19 protein-coding genes are annotated in these 20,448 nt (G+C 66.1%); 7 read left to right on the top strand and 12 right to left on the bottom strand.

Features of this window, described 5'->3' with window-relative positions:
* The first annotated feature begins 8 nt into the window (after positions 1-8).
* Entirely contained in the window at positions 9-926 is a 918-nt protein-coding gene (locus FBY28_RS01150) for an acetaldehyde dehydrogenase (acetylating) (protein ID WP_141863585.1), read from the top strand.
* Positions 923-1,966, top strand: coding sequence for a 4-hydroxy-2-oxovalerate aldolase (dmpG, locus tag FBY28_RS01145; RefSeq protein ID WP_141863584.1), 1,044 nt, complete (start codon positions 923-925; stop codon positions 1,964-1,966). Before FBY28_RS01150 ends, dmpG begins: the two co-directional genes overlap by 4 nt.
* Here the strand turns inward: dmpG and FBY28_RS01140 are convergent.
* Positions 1,963-2,505, bottom strand: coding sequence for a TetR/AcrR family transcriptional regulator (locus FBY28_RS01140; protein ID WP_160145530.1), 543 nt, complete (start codon positions 2,503-2,505; stop codon positions 1,963-1,965). The genes dmpG and FBY28_RS01140 overlap by 4 nt on opposite strands.
* Positions 2,506-2,786: 281 nt before the next feature.
* Between FBY28_RS01140 and FBY28_RS01135 the strand changes: the two genes are divergently transcribed.
* Positions 2,787-4,064: an MFS transporter gene (locus FBY28_RS01135; protein WP_216847421.1), complete on the top strand. Its 1,278-nt coding sequence runs from the start codon at positions 2,787-2,789 to the stop codon at positions 4,062-4,064.
* Positions 4,065-4,080: 16 nt separating this feature from the next.
* Here FBY28_RS01135 and FBY28_RS01130 read toward each other — a convergent pair whose 3' ends face one another.
* The 3 genes from FBY28_RS01130 to FBY28_RS01120 form a co-directional block, all read right to left on the bottom strand.
* The gene (locus FBY28_RS01130) at positions 4,081-4,911 is read right to left on the bottom strand and encodes a formate/nitrite transporter family protein (RefSeq protein ID WP_141863581.1); all 831 of its coding nucleotides are present in this window, start codon (positions 4,909-4,911) and stop codon (positions 4,081-4,083) included.
* Positions 4,912-4,981: 70 nt separating this feature from the next.
* The gene (locus FBY28_RS01125; protein ID WP_141863580.1) at positions 4,982-6,430 is read right to left on the bottom strand and encodes a HAMP domain-containing sensor histidine kinase; all 1,449 of its coding nucleotides are present in this window, start codon (positions 6,428-6,430) and stop codon (positions 4,982-4,984) included.
* Entirely contained in the window at positions 6,427-7,122 is a 696-nt protein-coding gene (locus tag FBY28_RS01120) for a response regulator transcription factor (RefSeq protein WP_286177616.1), read from the bottom strand. The genes FBY28_RS01125 and FBY28_RS01120 overlap by 4 nt, the downstream gene beginning before the upstream one ends.
* Before the next feature lie 128 nt (positions 7,123-7,250).
* Here FBY28_RS01120 and FBY28_RS01115 point away from each other — a divergent pair, with 128 nt between their 5' ends.
* Positions 7,251-7,817 carry a hypothetical protein gene (locus FBY28_RS01115; RefSeq protein ID WP_141863579.1) on the top strand — a complete coding sequence of 189 codons (567 nt, stop codon included), beginning with the start codon at positions 7,251-7,253 and terminating at the stop codon, positions 7,815-7,817.
* 28 nt (positions 7,818-7,845) lie between these two features.
* Here the strand turns inward: FBY28_RS01115 and FBY28_RS01110 are convergent, their stop codons facing one another.
* The gene (locus FBY28_RS01110; RefSeq protein WP_174241515.1) at positions 7,846-8,622 is read right to left on the bottom strand and encodes a helix-turn-helix domain-containing protein; all 777 of its coding nucleotides are present in this window, start codon (positions 8,620-8,622) and stop codon (positions 7,846-7,848) included.
* A 196-nt stretch (positions 8,623-8,818) separates the two neighbouring features.
* On the opposite strand from FBY28_RS01110, the gene FBY28_RS01105 reads away from it, so the two are divergent.
* On the top strand, positions 8,819-9,061 hold the full coding sequence (locus tag FBY28_RS01105; RefSeq protein WP_216847420.1) for a hypothetical protein: 243 nt from the start codon (positions 8,819-8,821) through the stop codon (positions 9,059-9,061).
* Here FBY28_RS01105 and FBY28_RS01100 read toward each other — a convergent pair.
* Positions 9,006-10,280 (bottom strand): cytochrome P450, encoded by a 1,275-nt coding sequence (locus tag FBY28_RS01100; RefSeq protein ID WP_141863578.1) that lies wholly within the window; start codon positions 10,278-10,280, stop codon positions 9,006-9,008. The two genes, FBY28_RS01105 and FBY28_RS01100, sit on opposite strands and share 56 nt — an antisense overlap.
* Before the next feature lie 209 nt (positions 10,281-10,489).
* On the opposite strand from FBY28_RS01100, the gene FBY28_RS01095 reads away from it, so the two are divergent.
* Complete coding sequence (locus FBY28_RS01095; RefSeq protein WP_141863577.1) at positions 10,490-11,128, top strand: hypothetical protein; 639 nt, start codon at positions 10,490-10,492, stop codon at positions 11,126-11,128.
* 12 nt (positions 11,129-11,140) lie between these two features.
* On the opposite strand, the gene FBY28_RS01090 is transcribed toward FBY28_RS01095, so the two are convergent.
* From FBY28_RS01090 to FBY28_RS01080, 3 genes are all read right to left on the bottom strand, one after another.
* On the bottom strand, positions 11,141-13,387 hold the full coding sequence (locus FBY28_RS01090; RefSeq protein WP_141863576.1) for a molybdopterin-dependent oxidoreductase: 2,247 nt from the start codon (positions 13,385-13,387) through the stop codon (positions 11,141-11,143).
* A 1-nt stretch (position 13,388) separates the two neighbouring features.
* On the bottom strand, positions 13,389-13,946 hold the full coding sequence (locus FBY28_RS01085) for a TetR/AcrR family transcriptional regulator (RefSeq protein ID WP_141863575.1): 558 nt from the start codon (positions 13,944-13,946) through the stop codon (positions 13,389-13,391).
* Between the two features lie 143 nt (positions 13,947-14,089).
* A complete protein-coding gene (locus FBY28_RS01080) occupies positions 14,090-15,220 on the bottom strand; it encodes a nitronate monooxygenase (protein WP_019510945.1) in 1,131 nt (376 codons plus the stop codon).
* Positions 15,221-15,399: 179 nt separating this feature from the next.
* On the opposite strand from FBY28_RS01080, the gene FBY28_RS01075 reads away from it, so the two are divergent.
* On the top strand, positions 15,400-16,044 hold the full coding sequence (locus tag FBY28_RS01075) for a fatty-acid--CoA ligase (RefSeq protein WP_141863574.1): 645 nt from the start codon (positions 15,400-15,402) through the stop codon (positions 16,042-16,044).
* Positions 16,045-16,074: 30 nt separating this feature from the next.
* Here FBY28_RS01075 and FBY28_RS25695 read toward each other — a convergent pair whose 3' ends face one another.
* The 3 genes from FBY28_RS25695 to FBY28_RS01060 all read right to left on the bottom strand — a co-directional run bounded on the left by FBY28_RS25695 (position 16,075) and on the right by FBY28_RS01060 (position 20,440).
* On the bottom strand, positions 16,075-17,838 hold the full coding sequence (locus FBY28_RS25695) for an ABC transporter substrate-binding protein (RefSeq protein ID WP_160145449.1): 1,764 nt from the start codon (positions 17,836-17,838) through the stop codon (positions 16,075-16,077).
* Between the two features lie 95 nt (positions 17,839-17,933).
* Entirely contained in the window at positions 17,934-18,926 is a 993-nt protein-coding gene (locus FBY28_RS01065; protein WP_216847419.1) for an ABC transporter permease, read from the bottom strand.
* Positions 18,923-20,440: a sugar ABC transporter ATP-binding protein gene (locus tag FBY28_RS01060; RefSeq protein WP_141863573.1), complete on the bottom strand. Its 1,518-nt coding sequence runs from the start codon at positions 20,438-20,440 to the stop codon at positions 18,923-18,925. The genes FBY28_RS01065 and FBY28_RS01060 overlap by 4 nt, the downstream gene beginning before the upstream one ends.
* Positions 20,441-20,448 lie beyond the last annotated feature (8 nt).

The raw sequence follows: 20,448 nt of genomic DNA, 5'->3' as shown, positions 1-20,448 counted from the left end.
AGCCACGTATGGCTGAGAAGTTGAGTGTTGCGATTGTGGGGTCGGGCAATATCAGTACCGACCTGTTGTACAAGTTGTTGCGGTCGGACTGGTTGGAGCCGCGCTGGATGATCGGGATCGATCCGGCGTCGGAGGGGTTGGCGCGTGCCCGCAAGCTCGGTCTGGAGACTTCCCATGAGGGGGTGGACTGGTTGTTGGGCCAGTCCGAGAAGCCCGATGTGGTGTTCGAGGCGACCAGCGCGTATGTGCATCGTGATGCCGCACCGCGGTATGAGGCGGCCGGTATCACCGCGATCGATCTGACTCCGGCGGCGGTGGGGCCGGGGGTGATTCCGCCGGCGAATCTGCGGGCGCATCTGGGTGCGCCGAATGTGAACATGGTGACCTGTGGTGGGCAGGCGACCATTCCGATGGTGTACGCGGTGTCGCGTGTGGTGGATGTGCCGTATGCCGAGATTGTGGCGTCGGTGTCGAGCGCGTCGGCGGGGCCGGGGACGCGGGCCAATATCGATGAGTTCACCAAGACCACCAGTGCCGGTGTGCGTGATATCGGTGGGGCGGCGCGCGGTAAGGCGATCATCATTTTGAATCCGGCGGATCCGCCGATGATCATGCGGGACACCATTTTTTGTGCGATCCCTGAGGATGCCGATCACGCGGCTATCACCGCCTCGATCAAGGAGGTCGTCGCGCAGGTGGCGAGCTATGTGCCCGGGTATCGGTTGCTCAATGAGCCGCAGTTCGATGAGCCGTCGGTGGTCAATGGTGGCCAGCATGTGGTGACGATCTTCGTCGAGGTGGAGGGGGCCGGGGATTATCTGCCGCCCTATGCCGGGAATTTGGACATCATGACCGCGGCGGCGACCAAGGTCGGCGAGGAGATCGCCAAGGAACGCAGCGCAGCGGGAGCAGGAGTGCAGGCATGAGCGAGATTTTCTTCAACCCGGTGTGGGATGTCCGGATGACCGACACGTCGCTGCGTGATGGGTCCCATCACAAGCGTCACCAGTTCACCGCCGATGAGGTGCGTTCGATCGTGGCGGCGCTGGATACTGCGGGGGTGCCGGTCATCGAGGTCACCCACGGCGACGGGTTGGGTGGGTCGAGCTTCAACTACGGGTTCTCCAAAACCCCTGAGCAGGAACTGATCAAGCTGGCGGCCGAGACCGCCAAAGAGGCGAAGATCGCGTTTTTGATGTTGCCGGGTGTGGGCACCAAGGAAGACATCATCCAGGCCCAGAACAACGGTGGGGAGATCTGCCGCATCGCCACGCACTGCACCGAGGCCGATGTGTCGATCCAGCATTTCGGGTTGGCCCGTGAACTCGGTTTGGAGACGGTCGGGTTTTTGATGATGTCTCATACGATTTCCCCGGAGAAGTTGGCCGCGCAGGCCCGGATCATGGCCGACGCGGGGTGCCAGTGCGTGTATGTGGTGGATTCGGCGGGGGCGTTGGTGCTCGATCAGGTTGCCGATCGGGTGGCCGCGTTGGTCGCTGAGCTCGGTGATGACGCCCAGGTGGGTTTTCATGGTCATGAGAATCTCGGGTTGGGTGTCGCGAACTCCATCGAGGCGGTGCGCGCGGGTGCCAAGCAGATCGACGGGTCGTGTCGGCGGTTCGGTGCCGGTGCGGGTAACGCGCCGGTGGAGGCGATGATCGGGGTGTTCGACAAGATCGGTGTCAAGACCGGGATCGATTTCTTCGAGATCGCCGATGCCGCCGAAGAGGTCGTGGCCCCGGCGATGCCCGCGGAATGCCTGCTGGATCGCAACGCGTTGATCATGGGTTACTCGGGGGTGTATTCCAGTTTCCTCAAGCACGCGATCCGCCAGTCCGAACGTTACGGCGTACCCGCGCACCAACTGCTGCACCGCGCCGGTCAACGCAAACTCATCGGCGGCCAAGAAGACCAACTCATCGACATCGCCCTGGAAATCAAACGCGAACAGGCCTCGTCGGCCTAGTGGTTCACGGCCCGGCTGGTGTACGGGGGCACCAGCCGGACCGGCCGGCCGGCCGGCGCGATGCCGATCGCGGCGGCGCTGCGATTCATCCGTTCGTGAAGTTCGGCGAGGGTGATCCTGCGTTGCAACAAGGCGGGCATGTTGACGGACCAGATATCGGTCAATAGTTCGCTCGGTCCGCTCCGGTGCGTGCCTACGGCGTGGGCGAACAACGATGTCAGTGTCGAATGCACGGTGTCCGAGGTCGGTGAAGCGATATTCGACAGAAGGTACGAGCGCGCGAAAGCCGCTGCCAAAAGCGGCTTTTCCACGATGCCGAGCGTTATACGTGCCACCGCGTGCCCGACACGGCCGCCCGGGTCATCGCACCGAGCCAACTCGCTGCAGACCAATGGGACCAGGTCGGTCAACCAATGGTTCAGACATGCCACCAGAAGTTCGTCCTTCGACGCAAAGTGGCGGTACAGGGTGGCGGGCGAAACATGCGCACGGTGCGCGACCAGCCTGATCTGGAAGTCGTCGTAATCGTGATCGGCCATGCCCAACGCGGTGATGAGGATCCGGTCTGGTGCCGGCCGAGCCTTCGCTTCAGTGGCGGCGTGCTGGATGACGGACCTCCTCCGGTGTCCAGGACACGATAGGCCGCGCTGCATCGAGTCGACGTTCGCTCTCTCGGTCAATGGAACACGAGAGTGTTTCGGCCGCAGCGAGTTCGATGACGTCCCGTTGGGCGAGACGTCGTCGAATCAGGCGAGCCGCCAGACGCCACGATGTCGCGGGACGTCGCGACACGCAGGGAGGTTCGGTGAATGATGTGTCGGTGAGCGAACCGCGGCTACTTCGACGGGTCGCACTCTCCAGCCTGCTGGGCACGGCGATCGAGTATTACGACTTCCTGGTGTACGGAACGATGAGTGCGCTCGTCTTCGGGCTGGTCTTCTTTCCCGATTCCGATCCCGCGGTGGCCACCATCGCAGCATTCGGCACCCTGGCGGCCGGGTACGTCGCCCGCCCCCTGGGGGGAATCCTGTTCGGCCACTTCGGCGATCGGGTGGGTCGCAAATCGATGCTGGTCTTGACCATGGTGCTGATGGGCGCGTCGAGTTTCCTGATCGGTCTGCTGCCCACCTACGCTGCCATCGGTGTGGCAGCGCCGATCCTGCTGGTGCTGCTGCGCGTCGTCCAGGGCATTGCGATCGGCGGCGAATGGGGCGGCGCCACCCTGATGGTCACCGAGCACGCCGACGCTGACCGGCGAGGCTTCTGGAACGGTCTGATGCAAATGGGCTCGCCGATCGGATCGCTGCTGTCCGTGGGTGTGGTCACGATCGTGACCCTGCTACCCGATGATGATCTGTTGTCGTGGGGCTGGCGCGTGCCATTCCTGGTGAGTCTGCTGCTGCTGGGTCTGGGTGTGTACGTGCGGTTGTCGGTCACCGAGAGCCCGGTGTTCGAGGCCGCGTCCCGAGGTGTCCGCGGCGCCCACACCGCTCCGCCGTTCTTCCAGGTTCTGCGAAGGCCGCGCACGCTGATCCTCGCGTGCGCCGTCGGTATCGGTCCGTTCGCGCTGACGGCGCTCATCAGTACATACATGATCAGTTATGCAACGGCGATCGGTTACCACCGAACCGACGTCATGACCGCGTTGATCTTCACCTCACTGACCGGCCTGGTCGCGATTCCGTTGTTCTCGGCGTTGTCCGACTTCGTCGGGCGTCGCGTGGTGATGCTTGCCGGCGCGATCGGAATCGTCGTGTACGCATGGCCGTTCTATGCGCTGATCGATCTGCGATCGCAGGGATACCTGATCCTGGCGATGGTGATCGCACAGATCATCCAGTCCATGATGTACGCCCCACTCGGGGCCTTGTTCTCGGAGATGTTCGGTACCGCGGTCCGATACACGGGGGCTTCCATGGGCTATCAGCTCGCGGCCTTGCTCGGTGCCGGTTTCACCCCGCTGATCGCCAGCAGCTTGCACGCCCACGCTGTCTCGAGCGGACCGCTGGTGCTGCTTTCCGCCGGCTGCGGATTGATCACGGTATCCGCGGTGTGGAGACTGACCGAGACGAGTGGACGTGATCTGACCGGCATCTGATGCACACGCCGGCGGGTCAGTCTCCCGATTCGTCGGCCTCGGCCTCCGCACGCTCCTCCTTGATGCGGTCCTTGCTGCGCAGCAGTCGCAGCAGGGTCACCAGGCCCAATCCGCCGATGATGTTGCCGACCACCACGTAACCGAACCACCCGAGCCAGTCCAGATATCCGAACGGCGCCCGGCCGGTGGCGAGCGCGCCAAAGATCAACAGCGAGTCCAGGATCGAGTGGAACATCTGCAGGCCTGCCAGTAGGAACGCGCCAGCGACCGCGGCGGCGATCTTGCCGAACACCGAGTCGGTGCCGTGCTGCATGCGGGTCATCAGCGTGATGGCCATCCCACCGAGAAGAGCCAAAGCCACTGTCTCTGCGGATATCGGGGCGGTGACGAAATGGCCCGCCGATTCGATCGTCTGATCGTGCAACTTGGGAAACGCCGACATGATCAACCACATCAGCACCCATCCACCGGCCAGGTTCGCCACCAACGTGCCGCTCCAGAACGCGAACAACTGACCGATGCCGGCACGTTTGGCGGCCACCGTGGTGATGGGAATGAGGAAGCCCTCGGTGAAGAGCTCGCTGCGGCCGAGCAACAGCGCCAGAAAGCCGATGGAGAAGGCCAGGCCGGCCAGCAGTTGATTACCGGTGGCGGCGAGCACCGACAGGTAGGCCAACACACCCATCGCCACCTCGGTGCCGCCGAAGAAGCCGGTCACGAGCACTTCGCGCCAGCTGCGGTGCAGGCGCTGGGTGCCCTCATCGACCATTCTGTTGAAGGCGTCTTCGAGTTCGTCCTCGATCGGGCTGCCGGAGCTGCCCAACTCGCGCTGGCTCGTCGGGCTCATGGGTGAATCCTCCGCGTCGGTGACAATAGATCCGCGGGGTACCCCGCCGACGGAGATCGAAGCCGCGTCTTCACCGGCGGGTAGGCAAGGTGACGGTGAAGCGCGCTCCCGACGGATGCTCGACGCAGACCAGGTCACCGCCGTGAGCGCGGGCGAGTGCCCGTGCGATCGACAATCCCAGTCCGGCTCCACCCTGATCGCGGGCTCGTGAATGGTCGAGCCGGACGAGCCGGTCGAAGATTCGCTCCCGCTGATCGGCGGGCACCCCGGGGCCGGAATCGGTGATGGTCACGTCGACCGTCTCGCCGTCACCGGTGACGTCTATCGTGATCGACCCGTCGGCCGGCGTGTGACGGCGCGCGTTGTCGCCCACGTTGGTCAGGATCTGCTGGACCCGGATCGGGTCGACCTCCGCCGCAAGTACGTCCGGTGCGTTCATCGTCACGGTCAGCGAGGGTGACAGCATCGCTATTCGCCGCCGCTCGTTGTCCGCCAATTCGACGATGTCACAGGGCATGAGGTCCAGTCGGGGGTCGGCGTCGATTCTGCTCAGATCGAGCATGTCGGATACCAGTCTCCCGGCCCGCCGAGCCTCGGTCAGCACCAATTCGGCCCGATGCTGCTGGGCAGCGGCCGCCGGATGGTCGATGTCTTGGAGCGCGGCGGCCACGATCTGTTGGGCTCCGGCGTGGATGCCGGCGATCGGCGTGCGTAGTTCGTGGGCGGCGTCGGCCAGGAACTGCCGGGTCGCGGCGTCCGCGCGCTCGGCTTCTGCCGCTGCGGCGTGGGCACGCCGTTCGGAGGTCTCCAGTGCATCCACCATCGTGTCGAACGCGGTTGCTGCCCTTCCCAGTTCGGTGCCCGGACGATCCGGTGCCAGCCGTGCGCCCCGGTCACCGGACGCGATGCTCTCGGCCACCGCGGTCAGCCGACCCAGGGGAGACATCGTCGCTCGCACCACAAGGGCCACGCTGATCGCGGCGACCACCAGAACGCCGAGGCTGGACAGCACGAGGATGATGCGCAGCTGTTGCAGCAGCGCGGTGGTGGCAGTGGTGTCGGCAAGAAGTATCAGTCGGTCACCCCCGGGAAGGGGGTGGTCGATGACCGTGGCGGTGGCCCCGATCGGCGGCGGTGGGGGTGGGCGGTGTCGCGGACCGGGGTCCGGCCCGTCTGGGCCGCCGGGCCCGGGCGGGCGGGGCGGTGGTGGTGGACCCGCGTCGGTTGGCGGACCGGGGACGACCGCGGGGTCGCCATACGACATTCCGGCGGCGGTGATCAGGCGGGTGCGGATGCCGCCACCGCTGGTCTCGGCTACCAGGCGTTGCGGCGACGCGCCCTGGGTTGCGAGTGAATCGGCGCGCGCCGACGCGGCCATCAGTCGGTCGTGCAGGTCGTTTCGGGCCTGTGCGCCGACCACCGAGTCGATGGTCACGCCGAGCAGCGCCAGCAGGACCGTGAGCACGATCAGCACGGCGACGATCGTCCGTCGGGTCAGCGACGGGGTAGGGGTGCTCATGCGGTGAGCTGCAGACGATAGCCGATCCCTCGCACCGTGTGCACAAGGCGGGGACCGTGCGCCTCTAGTTTGCGGCGCAGGCTACTCATGTGCACGTGGACCAGGTTGTCGTCATAGGCGGTGTATCCCCATACCGCATCGAGTATTTGTGCGGCACTGACGATCCGGCCGCGTTGATCGATGAGGAACTCAAGCAGTTTCAGTTCGGTCGCAGTCAGCGACAGCGGTTGACCCGCTCGGGTGGCGACGGCGGCGTCCTTGTCGACCAACAGGTCGCCCAGTTCGATGATCGAGGCGAGCGTTCCGCGGCGCCGCAGAACCGCGTTGACCCGCGACAGCAATTCGGGCATCTCGAAGGGTTTGACGACATAGTCGTCGGCGCCGCCGTCGAGCCCGCGCAGCCGGTCGGGTAGGCCGTCGCGGGCGGTGAGCATGATGATGCCGGCCTCACCCCACTCGCGCACGACATCGATCAACTCGAAGCCGTCCCGTCCGGGGATCATCACGTCCAGGATGACGGCGTCGGGCCGGTGTCCGGCCAGCCGTTCCTCCAGCCCGTCACCGTCGGAGTAGGCCGACACCGTGAACCCCGCGTCGCGCAGCGCCTCGGCCACCATGTCGCGGATGGCGGCAGAGTCCTCGACCAGCAGCACGTGCGGTGGGCGGCGTGCCGCACCGGCGGAGGGTGTCACCCGTCCATTGTGACGTTCGCAGGCTGAAGCGAATCTGAAGATCGTCGATCCGGGGCCGGGCTTCAGGTTCGCTTCAGAACGGCCGCTTAGCGTCGGCTCTCGTCAGCTTTCCCACTCGAGGAGTCACCATGTCCAATGATCAACGCAGTCAACCCGATTCCGGCGAACCGACGAGCTCGTCGGAGGTCACCGCGCCGGTGGCCCACCAGGAGGTCGCTGCGCAGGAACCCGAGATCGCCGAAAAGCGTCCGGCGCGCCGCCAACAGGTCGGGGTGGCGGTGGCCACCGCGGCAGCCGGGCTGCTGGTCGGTTTTCTGGGCGGCGTCGCCGTCGACGCGCACCCCATGGTCTCGTTGACCGTGGGCAGCACACCGGACCCCGGTGGTTTCGCTCGCCCGCCGGCACCTGGTCAAGGACCCGACGGTCCAGGCGGGCCGGGGATCTTTGCACCGCGTCCCCCGATGCCGCCCGGCCCGGCCGACGGTGGGCCAGGTGCGCCCGGACCAGGGGGAGCGGGTCCCGGTGCCCACGGTCCAGGCGGCCACGGTGCCGGCCCGCACGGTCCCGGCGATCGTGGACCCGCGGGCCCGCCGCCCGGCCCCGTCCCTCCTGCGGACGGCGAGCCGGCGGGACCCAGGCCCGTCCCGCCCGCCGGTGAGGCGCCGCCGCTACCCGCGGAGCGTCCCGCGGGCTGAGCATCCCGGATGGGCACAGGCGCAGGATTCAGCGCAAGGCTGCGGCGGTGCCGTCGTCGGCAGGCAGAAACGCCTCGATGCTGAGTTCGGCCGCGGTGAGGTCCAGCGCGGTACCGAAGGTGGTGACCGTGCTCAGGAAGGTCAGCCGGCGCCCGTCGACACCGGTGAGTTCCAGTGGCACTGCCACGTCACCGGAGTCGATGGTCTCGTCCTGGCCGCCGGGATAGGACTCGATTTCGGCAAGAAGGGCCGCCGACCGTGCCGATCCGCTCAGCGTTGCTTCCCGGCGCAACCTGCCGATCACGTGGTGGCGCCACTGCGCGAGATTGCGGATGCGCGGTGCCAGGCCGTCGGGATGCAATGCGATGCGCAGCGCATTGGGCACAGCCAGAAGATGGGCGGCGACCCCGTCGAGCAGGATCGCCGCGCCGGTGTTGGTCTGCAACACATTCCAATACCGGTCGACGGCCAGGCACGGAAACGGGTTGTAGGCGTCGAGCACCCGCTCGACTCCGGTACGCACCGCGGACATCCCGGGGTCGTCGAGATCACGTTCGGAGTACGCCGGGGCCAGTCCCGCCGCAAGGAGCAACTGATTTTGTTCGCGGGCGGGAACGCCCAGCGCGTGGGCAAGCCGCAACACCATCGCCCGGCTCGGCACCGCGCGCCCGGTCTCGATGAAGCTGACGTGGCGCGCCGAGACATCGGCTTCGGAGGCCAGGTCGAGTTGGCTGAGGCGCCGCCGCTGACGCCAGGCCTTCATCAGCGCACCGAGCGGCGGATTCTGCAGGTCGACACCGGTCACCTGAGCCAGTGTCGGCCAGAATCGGACCAAACTCCATTACCTGGGCGGTAATTGCGGGGCTTGTGCGCGGGCGAGCACCGTGGCGGTATGAGCACGACAGTGGATCCGCGGGTTCCCCGATGGTTGCGAACGGTGTTGCGGTGGCGCCCGGGCGGGGTCGTCCTGGTACATCGGCGCCGGCTTCTTCTTCGCTCCGGTGCTCGCCGTCATGTCGCCGTGGAAGGCGCTGACCGCCGCATTGTGGGTGCTGATCGCCCTTGCCGGGTTGTGGCTCGGGCTGCTCGGCATCGCGATGGCAACCGGGCTCGCGCTGGTGCTGCGCCGGGGTGCCGAGATCGACGAGGGCTACTGGCGTTCGGTGCTGGACTACCCGGAGCCCGCAACTATTGGTGCGCGGCCTGTTTCGACGCGCCCACGTAGTCGACCTGCCAGTGTTTGATGCCGTTGAGCCAGCCGGAACGCAACCGTTCGGGCTGGGCCAGCGACGTGATGTCGGGCATCGCGTCGGCGATCGCGTTGAACATCAGATCGATGGTCATCCGGGCGAGGCTGGTGCCGATGCAGTAATGCGCCCCGGTGCCGCCGAAGCCGACATGGGGGTTCGGGTCACGCAGGATGTCGAACGTGTACGGATCCTCGAAAACATCCTCGTCGAAATTGGCTGCGCGGTACATCATCACCACCCGCTGACCCTTTTTGATCGACACCCCGGACAGTTCGGTGTCGGCGAGGGCGGTGCGCTGAAACGATGTCACCGGTGTGGCCCACCGGACGATCTCGTCGGCCGTCGTCGACGGCCGCTCCCGCTTGAACAGCTCCCACTGATCCGGGAAGTCGGTGAACGCCATCATCCCCTGGGTGATCGAGTTGCGCGTCGTCTCGTTACCCGCAACGGCGAGCAGCACCACGAAGAACCCGAGTTCGTCATCGGAGAGCTTGTGCCCCTCCACGTCGGCCTGCACCAGCTTGGTGACCAGGTCCTCGCCGGGGGAGTCGGCGCGTTCGGCGGCCAGTTTCATGCCATAGGTGATCAGCTCGACCGACGCGCTGATGGCGTCGTTACCGGCGAACTCGGGATCCATGTCGCCGACCATCTGGTTGGACCAGTGGAACAGCTTCATCCGGTCTTCCTGAGGAACACCCATCAGCCCGGCGATGGCCTGCAGCGGCAGTTCGCAGGACACCTGTTCGACGAAATCACCCGACCCGGCCGCGGCCGCCCTGGCTGCGATCTCGCGGGCCCGTTCGGCCAGGTCCGCGCGCAACAGCTCGATGGCGCGCGGCGTGAAGGCGCGCGAGATGATCTTGCGCAGGTGGGTGTGATGCGGAGCGTCCATGTTCAGCAGGACGAACTTGCCTGTGTCGATCTGTTCCTTGACGGTGCCGTCGGCATAGCGCGGTAGCGCGGTCTTGGCCAGGCTGGAGAAGACGTCGCTGCGCCGCGAAATCTCCTTGACGTCCCTGTGCTTGGTGACGACCCAGTACCCGCCATCACCGAAGCCGCCTTTGTCGGCCGGTTGTTCGTTCCACCAGATGGGCGCCACCCGGCGCATTTCGGCGAATTCCTCGATGGGCAGCCGGTGGGCGTAGATGTCCGGATCGGTGAAATCGAAACCGGGAGGAATGTTGGGCTGCCGGGCGTGGGCGGTGTCGGTCATGGCGTCCAGGACTCCTCTTGACGAAGCTGTCTAGTGGCCTAACGCATTGCTACACCACCCCGGGGCCTGCGCGGCGCCGCTTCGGCAAAGTCGTACGAAGTGCTGAGAAGAACCTGTTCTCGTTTTGTCCGAGTAACGCGAACCAGGTCGGTGGAGATACATTCTGCGTCAGAACTTCGGTCCCTTGGCTTCAGTGAGAGGCAGCTGCGATGAGTGTCGACCTTCGTCGGTTCGTGACCACGGTGAGCTGGTGTGCGGCGAGCGTGTGCGTCGCGCTCGCCGCACCCGCGACTGCGCTGGCCGAGCCGCTTCCGAGCCCCGTCCCGCCGGTGCCCGCGCCCGGTCCCGTGGTGGCTCCACCGGCACCCGGCCCCGGCGTGCTGGCTGCCCCGGCCCCGGCACCCGATCCGGCCGCGCCGGCCCCCGATGCGGTGTTGGCTGCTCCGGAGCCATCGATGGATGGCACACCGCACCTGCCGAGTCCCGATGCGTTGCCGGTGGGCACCACCATGGATCCGACGTTGGCCGGCCGCGATCCGTCGCCGAACGTCAGCTACCTGCGCGATCTGTGGCATGCGGTGCAGAGTCAGGAGATCAGTGGGAAGGAGGCGCTGGTCCTCGGCCTCGCGCAGCGTGGGATGAACACCCCGATGCCTGCGCAGGCCCCGGGTCCGAACGTGCCGATCCAGTACCCGCGCGATCCCGCGGCGCCGCTGGCTCCGGGTGCCCCGTTGCCGCCGGTGGCGCCGCCGCCCGGTGTGCCGCTGCCGCCCGCCCCCGCTCCGTCGGGTCCCGCACCGCTGGTGCCCGCCGCCGCTGAGGCTCCGGCCCCGCTGCCGCTCCCGTAGCCGTACCGCGCCTCAAGACGAGGCTGCCTCGACCTTTTCCAGCCGCGCCGGGACGTGTTTGTGCCACGGGGTGCCGGCGTACTCGTCGCGCCACTGCGATGCGGTCAGCTCGTTGGGTGCCACCCCGGGCGCGACAGCCCGGCCGTCGGTACCGATGTGGTCCACTCCGAAACCGTTGGGCAGGGCGATGTGCCCGCCCTGCATGGCATCGCTGATCTCGACGGTGGCCACGGCCGAACCGCTCGCGGTGGTGATGCGCACCAGATCGCCGGTGCCGACACCGGCATCATCGGCGTCTTCGGGACTGATCCGCAGGGCGCCATCCTGATCACGCTTACGCCACGACGGATCGCGCAGTATGTCGTTCGCGGTGTAGGCACGGCGTTCCCCCGCGGACAACACCAGGGGAAATTCGGTGCTGGTGAGGGGGCTGCGGTCGGCGGCCAGTGCTCTCGTTTCGGCAAGCATCTCGGGAATGTCGAGGGCGATCCGCCGGTCGGCATGGCTGATCAACGCGATGTCGTCGACGTACTCGTGTTCGGTGAAGGTGACGCCGGAGGGATGGTCCAGGATCGCCTGGAACAGTGCGTTGCCATCGGCGTGGCCGGCCCGGCGGACTGCCTCCGGGTAGGTCATCGCGGTCTTCTGCGCCAATCCCCACAGCGCCGCTGCTCCGCTCAGCCCCGCGGGCAGGGTCGGGCCGAGCGTGTCGTACAGCACGAACGGAAGAATCCGTCCCAGTGCGGGATTCGCGCTCACCGCGGTGAAGAACGCCGCCGTGTAGGCCTCCAGTCCCGCCCGGGCGGCGACGCGCAGCGGATGCAGATCCGCCTCGTCGACCACCCCGAGTGCGCGGACCAGCCGCGCCCAGATCTCCGGTTCGGGCAAGGTGCCCGGGAGTGGGTCGAGCACCGGACGGCGCAGCTGAAACGTATTGTGCGGGAACTCCAGATTGAAGAATGTTGCCTCCGCCTTTTCGAACTGGCTGGCGGCCGGCAGTACGTAGTGCGCCAGGCGCGCGGTCTCGGTCATCGCAACATCGATGACCACCAGCAGATCCAGCGCAGCCAACGCGCTGCGTACGCGTGCCGAGTCGGCCACCGAGTGCGCCGGATTGCTGCTCTCCACGATCATCGCTCGAATGCGGTCGGGGTGATCGGTGAGGATTTCGTCGGGCACGACATTGGAGGGCACCAGGCCCGAGATGATCGGGGCGCCGGTGACCGGTGTGCGGCCGACGCCCCCGGCGCTGAACAGCGGCGCGAACGACGAATGTAGATGCTGGGTACCCCTTTTGGCGAAGTTACCGGTCAAGATCCACAGCAGTTTGTTCAGATATGAGCACAACGTGCTGTTGGGTGCCTGTTGAATTCCGAGGTCCTCGAATACCGAGACGCTGGCCGCGGCGGCGATACGCCGGGCGGCGCCACGAATCAGTGTCTCGTCGACTCCACAGCGGGTGGCGTACGCGGTCACATCGACATCGGCGAGGACCGCGCGCACCCCCGTCGCCCCGGTGACCCGGGCGGTCAGGAACTCCTCGTCGCAAAGGTCCTCCTGCACCAACACCGCGGCGAGCGCGGCCAGGCACCAGGCATCGGTGCCCGGGCGGACCCGCAGGTGGAAGTCGGCGAGCTCTGCGGTATCGGTGCGCACGGGGTCGATGACGATCATCGACCGTGCCGGATCCTTGGCGATCTCGTTGAGCACCACCCGCGCCCGCGGGAAGCTCTGCGACATCCACGGGTTCTTGCCGATGAACACCGATACCTCGGCATGTTCGAACTCGCCGCGGGTGTGCCCGCCGTAGAGCTGAGCGTCGATCCAGAACTCGCCGGTCTTCTCCTGGGCCAGTGCATTCGACCGGTACCGCGAACCGATGGCCTTGAGGAACGCGCCACTGTAGGCACCGCCAAGATGGTTGCCCTGTCCGCCGCCGCCGTAATAGAAGATCTTGTCCCCGCCGTGCTGGTCGCGCAGCGCCGCGAATCGCTCGGCGATCTCAGAAATTGCTGTGTCCCAGTCGATCTCCTCGTAACTGCCATCATCGCGACGGCGCAGCGGGGAGGTCAGTCGGTTCGGGTTGTTCTGATAGTGATCCAGACGCAGCGCCTTGTTGCAGGTGTAGCCCCGCGAGGCGGGGTGCGCCTTGTCGCCGCGGATCTTGGTGATCGTCCGGTCCTGTAGCGCAACGACGATGCCGCAGTTGCATTCACACAGAATGCATGCGGTGGGTTGCCAGTCGCTCTGCACGGCCATCTCAGTCCCTTCCGGTCGCCGCTGTGACCAGCGCACGCAACTGTCGGTGCACGAGGTCGAGCGCCGAGCTCGCCCCGGTGGTGCGGCTGACCAGCACGGCGCCCTCGATGGCGGTGGTCGTCAGCATTGCCAGTTCGGCCGCCTGGTCGGCGCCGACGCCGTCGGCCCGCAGCCTGTCTTCGATCAGATCGATCCAGCGGGTGAATGCCGCTGCGGCGCGCTCGGTGATCTGGGGATTGTCGGCTTCCACCGCGACCGCGACCACCGGGCAACCGGCTCGGTAGCCCGTTTCGGTCAACTGGACGCGGAAACCGTCGGCCACGGCGTCGAGCGCGCCGAGCGCGGACGGTGCCGAAGCGATCCGGTGCGCAATGAAATCGGCAGCGAAGTCGATTGCTTCGCAGAGCAATTGGGTTCGACCGCCGGGAAAGTAGTGGTAGGCCGACCCGCGGGGTGCGCCGCTGTGCTCGAGCACGTCCGAGATGGCGGTGGCGTGCGCTCCGCGTTCTCTGATCAGAACGGCGGCCGAAGCGACCATCCGGTCTCGGTGTTTGGCCATCGAGCAGACTCCTCTCACCGGATTATGTATAGCAGCATACATAGTCGGGTGGCCCTCCGGCCAACCCCGAACAGCACGAATCCCGCCGGTCCGGGAGAACGGAGGCCGGCGGGATTCGCGGGTCTGTCGATGCGGGATGCGGGCTACACGGTGGCGGCCTCGTTGATCTCGTTGAGCGTGTTGGACGCCTCGAGATACTCCTGCACCCAGCGTTCGATGACGGTGGAGGTCTTGTCGACCTTGGTGAACTGGCCGACCACCTGGCCGATGGGATTGAATGCCACGTCGATCGTCTGGTCGGGGAACTTGTGCGTGGCGGCCACGGCCATGCCCGACACCATGTACTGCAAGGGCATGCCCAACGGCTCGGGATTACCGGCGGTCTGCCAGGCATCGGTCCAATCGTTGCGCAGCATCCGGCACGGCTTTCCGGTGAACGAACGGCTGCGCACCGTATCGCGGCTGGTCGCCTTTGCGTACGTCGCTTGTTGCACCGGGGTGTTCTCGGCTTCCTCGACCATCAGCCACTGCGAGCCGGTCCACGCGCCCTGCGTGCCCATGGCCAGTGCCGCGGCGATCTGGTAACCGCTGCCGATACCGCCCGCGGCCAGCACTGGGCGCGGAGCGACCGCCTTGACCACCTGGGGCCACAACACGATCGAGCCGACCTCGCCGCAGTGGCCGCCGCCCTCGCCGCCCTGGGCGATGATGATGTCGACATCGGCCTCGGCGTGCTTGAGTGCCTGAGCGGGGGAGCCGCACAGCGCGGCGACCTTACGTCCGGACTCGTGGATGTGCTTGATCATGTCGGCCGGCGGGGTCCCCAGCGCATTGGCGATCAGGGTCACCTTCGGGTGCTGTAGGGCGATCTCGACCTGGGGGGTGGCGGTCGCCTCGGTCCAGCCGAGCAACTGCAGCGCGTTGTCGTCGAGGTCTCCGGTGGGCACGCCGTGGTCGGCCAGCAGCTTCTTGGCAAAGTCGAGATGTTCCTGTGGTACCAGGGCGTTCAACGTCGACTTCAGCTCGTCGGCCGACATGTTGGCGTCCATGCCCTCGTACTTGTTCGGGATCACGATGTCCACGCCATAGGGGTGGTCGCCGATGTGTTCGTCGATCCAGTTGAGCTCGACCTCGAGCTGCTCGGGGGTGAACCCGACCGCCCCGAGTACGCCGAAACCGCCGGCCTTGCTGACGGCGACGACGACGTCGCGGCAGTGGGTGAAGGCGAAGATCGGGAACTCGATGCCGAGTTGGTCACAGAGGGCGGTGTGCATGCCTGCTCCTTGCTTGGGCGCGACTGAAACGTGTTCTAGTTTAGTATCACAGCCACTGTCATCGACAGGGGACTCCCGGCAAAATCTGGCGCGATGTGCACGCCACCGTGCGAGAATGTGATTATCAAACTACGCACATGGCGTTAACAGCGACCGTATCCGCGAGCCGAAGGTGTCCGATGAGGGATTGGCTGGCCAACTCGCTGGTGCTGGTCTCCGACTATCGGGTGCCCGACCCGTCCGCGGTGTGGATGCTCTTGCAACGACGCGCCGATGCGCTCGCGGATCTGGGCGTGCATCACGTCCTGGTCTACACCTCCACGACCGATTCCGAACGCGTTCTGGTGATCCTGGGAATTCACGCCCATGAGCCGGTGCGCGACCTGCTGCGGTCGCGGGTGTTCTTCGATTGGTTCGATGCCGTCGGCGTGCAAGACCTGCCTGCGGTGTTCGCCGGGGAACTGGTCGCACGCATCGATTTCGACAGCGACACCCATGCCGCCCCGCCGGTGATGATCTGTCTGGTCACCTCGGTTGCCGATATCGGCCGGCTGAACGGTCGGGTGCGAGACGATGCCGCGATATTCCATGCCGCCGGGGTGCAGCGGTTCTGGAGTTTTCGCGCCCTCGACGACCCGCACGAGGTGCTGATGCTGCAGCAGGTCGACGACGAATCGACCGCTCGGCGCTGGCTGCGCGAGTCCGAGGACGCCGCCGTGTGGCTCGCCGAGGCAGGTGTCGGAGCCTATCCGCCCGTGTTCATCGGGAGCTTCTTGCAAATGATGACCATCGAGCCCGGCAGCGGCGGTCCTTCGCGGTATTGACCCGCAGTATCGGCCGGCCGTTTCGGGTGATCAGCGCGCCTGGACACCGAACCACGGCGGTATCCGGAACGTTCCGTCGGCTTGGCTGGCAGGACTGAGAATGCGGTGGCCGTTGCCCTGGATCTGGTACACAAGGTGAGCCAGTGCCAGCGACCCGTCACCGTTGGATGCGGGGTACGCGCGTGCGGACTGATCGGCAGCTCCCATGTAGTACACGCCATTGACGCCTCGGTGCACGCCCGAGCGCAGTTCCTCGGCGACCATCCGGTGATCGTGTGGTCGGGTGGTGCGCGACCACGCATTGGCCAGGATCATCGCTCGGTCGTAGCTGATCCCGGCGTGTGATCGTCCGGGCGCCACCCCGTATGCCCGCCGGTAGGAGTCGGCGAACGTGGTACCGACCGGATCGGAGTAGGTGCCCGTTGTGGTGGCCCAGATGATGCCCTCGGCCTGCTCGCCGAGGCGTTGGCGAAACTCCGGTATCGAGGGTGCGTACAAGCAGTAGATCAGGGCGTCGGGTGCGGCGGTGAGCAGCGCGCGGATGAATGCCAACGCTCCGTTGATGAAGTAGTCGCCCACCATCACGGCGGCAGGCTCGAGATCTCGGATGCGATCGGCGCACCGAGCCCAATCCCGTTCGGTGGGTCCGACCGGGATCACCAGGAGTTCCCAGCCCGAGGATGCGGCGAGGTCGGCGGCGTACTCCAGGCCCAGATCGGTCACCTCCCAACCGCCCTGCAAGACGACCAAGGTGCGGCTTGACGGCCGCCACTGGTCACGAGCCCGCAACTCCTGCAGGAAGCTGACAAAGCCCGGTCCATAGTTGGTGTCGCTGGGGCACACCTGGAATATCCGGCCATAGCGGGCCGGATTGTCGCGCACGCGATCTGCCATCACCTGCAGCGTTGCCGCGTGCAGGTACGGCGCACCGTGATCGGCGGCCACTTCATGGGCAATGTCCTGCCAGGCGAAATACCCGGAGGTGAAGGCGTCGACATTGCGCTCGGCCAACGAGAGCATCGCCTGTTCGATACTGGTACGAGAGGTGATATCCACGTCTGCGGTGGCCAATTCGACGCGTCGACCGTTCACCCCGCCACGCGCGTTGATCTCACGCATTGCCAGCTCGGTGCCTCGAACCATCTCGACCCCGTCGGATCTGGCCTGACCGGTGAGCGGGACGGCTGCGCCGATCACCAATGGCTGCAATTTGATTCGGCGCGAAGGCTGGACCAGTCGAGGCGCGGGAAGCGCGCAACTGGCACGGATCAACGGCACGTGCTCCAGGCCCCTGGTGCCGCCCTGAACCGGAAGCAGCATCAGACCATGGTTCATCGCGATGATCGCCGCCGATGTGCGACCGGCCGCGCCCAGCTTGGTCAGCACCCGGTCGACGTGGGTGGTCACCGTGCGCGGACTGAGCATCAGCCGGGCTGCGATCTCGGCGTTGGTGAGGCCACCGCTGAGCAGCGTGAGCACCTCGAGTTCGCGCGTGGTCACCGGCAGTCCCGCGTCGGGTTCGACCACCACCTCGGCCTCTGCGTCGGCCACCGTCACGGTGATCCGATAAAGACGGTTGCCGCCGCGCCACCGGAAGGTGACGGTGTCCAGATCGTCGCGCAGCGCACCGCGGGCCACCTGAACGAGGTCGGGGTGCAGATCGGCCCGATCGCCGTTGGCCACCGTCGCCGGGTGAACGGATTCGCCGCGGAGTCTGCTCGTCGATCCGGTCGCGGTGACCACGGCGCAGAAAGGGCGAGCGTCGTCGTGCGCGCGGGGCCCCGCTGATCCCATCGGTGCTCTCCCTTCGTGTACCGGTGCCCAATTGTCGCCTCGGCGGTCGATATCGGTCTACCTCTGTGCCGCGGGACGCCCGCTGCGGTGTAGGTTCACGACTTCCGGCGGACCGCGGCGTCCAGGGCCACCGCCGCGATCACGATCAGGCCCTTGGCGATCAGTTGCCAGTGCTGGCTCACATTGAGGCTGTAGAAGACGTTGGTCAGGGTCGCCAGGATCAGCAATCCCACGAAGGATCGCCACATCGCGCCCTCGCCGCCACGCAGTGAGGTGCCACCGACCACGACGATGGCGATGGCGTCCAGTGCCATGGTGGCGCCGACATCAGCCTGGCCGACGGCCAGTCGTGATGCATCGATCATTCCCGCGAGTGCGGCGAGTGCACCGGTGAGCACATACACCCCTGCGGTCAGCGTCGGAACCCGCAGGCCGGACAGCCAGGCAGCTTCGACGTTGCCGCCCACCGCCTGCACGTTGCGGCCCACGGTGGTCTTGGACAGGACCAGGCCTCCGACGGTGAACGTCACCAACAGGATGAGGATCGGTGTGGGTACGCCCAGCGTCCTGGAATTGGCCAAGGCCTGGAAGCTCCGGTCGGAAACGATGAACGGGGCGGAGTTGGAATAGATATAGGCGATGCCGGCGATCACCGACGCCGAGCCGAGGGTGGCCACGAAGGGATTGATCTTCAGTCGGGCGACCAGCAATCCGTTGGCCAGACCGCACACCACGCCGGCGGTCAACGCGATCACTCCCGCCAGCGCGATGGAATTCGTCGAGATCATCACGCCGGCGAAAACGGTGGAGCCCAATGCATAGGTGGCGCCGACGGAGAGATCGAAACCGCCGGAGATGATGACAAATGTCATCCCGACCGCGATGATGCCGACGGATGCGTTCTGCACCAGGATGTCACGCAGGTTGTCCGGTGCCAGGAAGCCGTCGTAGAGGATGCTGGCCACCACGATCAGAATCGCCAGTACGCCGAGCATGCTGTAGCGATAGGTCACCGCGGCCAGGTTCCTGCTTTTCGGGCCACCAGGAGTTGCGGGGGACTGTTGGGTGGGTGCAGCGGGAGCGGTCATGCGACGTCCTCTTTGAAGCCGAGTCTGACGATCTCGGGAACTGTGAAATTCTCTGACGTGGAGTCGATCTCGCCGACGATGCGACCATGGGAGAACACCAGTAGGCGGTCTGCGATCGCCAGGACCTCCTCCAACTCCGAGGAGGTCACCACGACCGAGGCGCCTTGCTCGGCGAGTGCGACGAGTGAGGCAAGTACTTCGGACTTTGCGCCGATGTCGATTCCTCGCGTGGGCTCGTCGATGAACAACGTCGACGGTGCGTGGCCTGCCCACTTGGCCAGCAACACCTTCTGCTGATTGCCACCTGACAGACGCGAGACGTGTTCGCCGAGGCGCTTGGGATCGAAGCCGAAGTATTCCGCCTGGGTGGTGGCCCCGGCGCGTTCTCTGGCGGGAAGCAGCCAACCACCGGAGCGGGACGGGCGTCCCAACCAGTAGTTGGTCGCCCCACTCATGTTCATGACCAGTCCACTGCGACGGCTTTCGGGTACGTGTGCCAGCCCGGCGGCGATGGCCGATCGCGGTGACGTAGGCCATGGAATCATTTGGTTGCGCAGCGACATTTCGCCCGAGGACGAGGACTCCAGTCCACACACCGACCGCATGAAACGGGTGCGGCCGGAGCCTACCAGGCCCCACAGGCCCACAATCTCGCCCTCGCGGACGGTGAGCTCGAGCGGTGTCATCCCCGGGCGCGGAACAACATTGCGTACCTGCAGGACAACCGGACCCAGTGGCCGACGAGACGATCGCACGTTGACGGCCACGTCCCGGCCGACCATGGCCCTGATCAGCTTCTGCCGATCCCACTGCCGGCGCGGCGCGGTGCGGACGACCGCACCCTCGCGCAGCACCGTGATGTGGTCGGATAGCGCGAGCACTTCCTCGAGATTGTGGCTGACGAAGATGATGGTGGTGCCCGACTCTTTGAGCTGGTTGAGGATCCGATACAGCATGTCTCTTTCGGCTTCGGCGAGAGCGGCACTCGGTTCATCGAGCATCAGCACTCTGCTCTGCGCCTGTACGCCACGCATGATCTCCAGGACCTGCTGTGAAGACACCGACAGCTCACGGGCGGGTACGCCCGCCGGAATGTTGACGCCGAACTGCGCACACAGTTCGGTGTAACGCGCGCGCATCCCGGCGGTGTCGAGGAGTCCACCCCGGTGCAATGGTTGACCCAGAAAGACATTCGCCACCGCATCCAGCGCGGGCACCATGGTCAGCTCCTGGTACACCGCAGCCAGCCCGAGCTCGCGGACGTCTCGGGGATTGGCGCCCTTGAGCGGGTTTCCGAACACCGTGACCTGTCCGGACGATGCAGGCAACCTGCCGCTGATCATGCCGAGCAGGGTGGACTTACCTGCGCCGTTCTCACCGACGAGGGCATGGATGGTGCCACTGTCCACCTGTAGGTCGACGTTTTTGACGGCCTTGTTGGCGCCGAAGGATTTCGAGACGTCGCGACAGCCGATGGCCACCGTATCCGGGGGAGTCTGGACTGCGGTTTGCATGGGCCTTC

The organism is Arthrobacter sp. SLBN-53, from assembly GCF_006715585.1.
Taxonomy (GTDB): Bacteria; Actinomycetota; Actinomycetes; order Mycobacteriales; family Mycobacteriaceae; genus Mycobacterium; species Mycobacterium neoaurum_A.
Note: the sequence above shows the minus strand (reverse complement) of the source record. Positions and strands in the feature narration are given on the sequence as shown.

Coding starts and splice junctions, on each gene's coding strand:
- FBY28_RS01115 (WP_141863579.1), top strand. CDS start 7,251: ATGTCCAATGATCAACGCAGTCAACCCGATTCCGGCGAACCGACGAGC.
- FBY28_RS01085 (WP_141863575.1), bottom strand. CDS start 13,946: ATGGCCAAACACCGAGACCGGATGGTCGCTTCGGCCGCCGTTCTGATC.
- FBY28_RS01140 (WP_160145530.1), bottom strand. CDS start 2,505: ATGGCCGATCACGATTACGACGACTTCCAGATCAGGCTGGTCGCGCAC.
- FBY28_RS01100 (WP_141863578.1), bottom strand. CDS start 10,280: ATGACCGACACCGCCCACGCCCGGCAGCCCAACATTCCTCCCGGTTTC.
- FBY28_RS25695 (WP_160145449.1), bottom strand. CDS start 17,838: ATGGGATCAGCGGGGCCCCGCGCGCACGACGACGCTCGCCCTTTCTGC.
- FBY28_RS01080 (WP_019510945.1), bottom strand. CDS start 15,220: ATGCACACCGCCCTCTGTGACCAACTCGGCATCGAGTTCCCGATCTTC.
- FBY28_RS01125 (WP_141863580.1), bottom strand. CDS start 6,430: ATGAGCACCCCTACCCCGTCGCTGACCCGACGGACGATCGTCGCCGTG.
- FBY28_RS01150 (WP_141863585.1), top strand. CDS start 9: ATGGCTGAGAAGTTGAGTGTTGCGATTGTGGGGTCGGGCAATATCAGT.
- FBY28_RS01095 (WP_141863577.1), top strand. CDS start 10,490: ATGAGTGTCGACCTTCGTCGGTTCGTGACCACGGTGAGCTGGTGTGCG.
- FBY28_RS01090 (WP_141863576.1), bottom strand. CDS start 13,387: ATGGCCGTGCAGAGCGACTGGCAACCCACCGCATGCATTCTGTGTGAA.
- FBY28_RS01130 (WP_141863581.1), bottom strand. CDS start 4,911: ATGAGCCCGACGAGCCAGCGCGAGTTGGGCAGCTCCGGCAGCCCGATC.
- FBY28_RS01075 (WP_141863574.1), top strand. CDS start 15,400: ATGAGGGATTGGCTGGCCAACTCGCTGGTGCTGGTCTCCGACTATCGG.
- FBY28_RS01060 (WP_141863573.1), bottom strand. CDS start 20,440: ATGCAAACCGCAGTCCAGACTCCCCCGGATACGGTGGCCATCGGCTGT.
- FBY28_RS01065 (WP_216847419.1), bottom strand. CDS start 18,926: ATGACCGCTCCCGCTGCACCCACCCAACAGTCCCCCGCAACTCCTGGT.
- dmpG (WP_141863584.1), top strand. CDS start 923: ATGAGCGAGATTTTCTTCAACCCGGTGTGGGATGTCCGGATGACCGAC.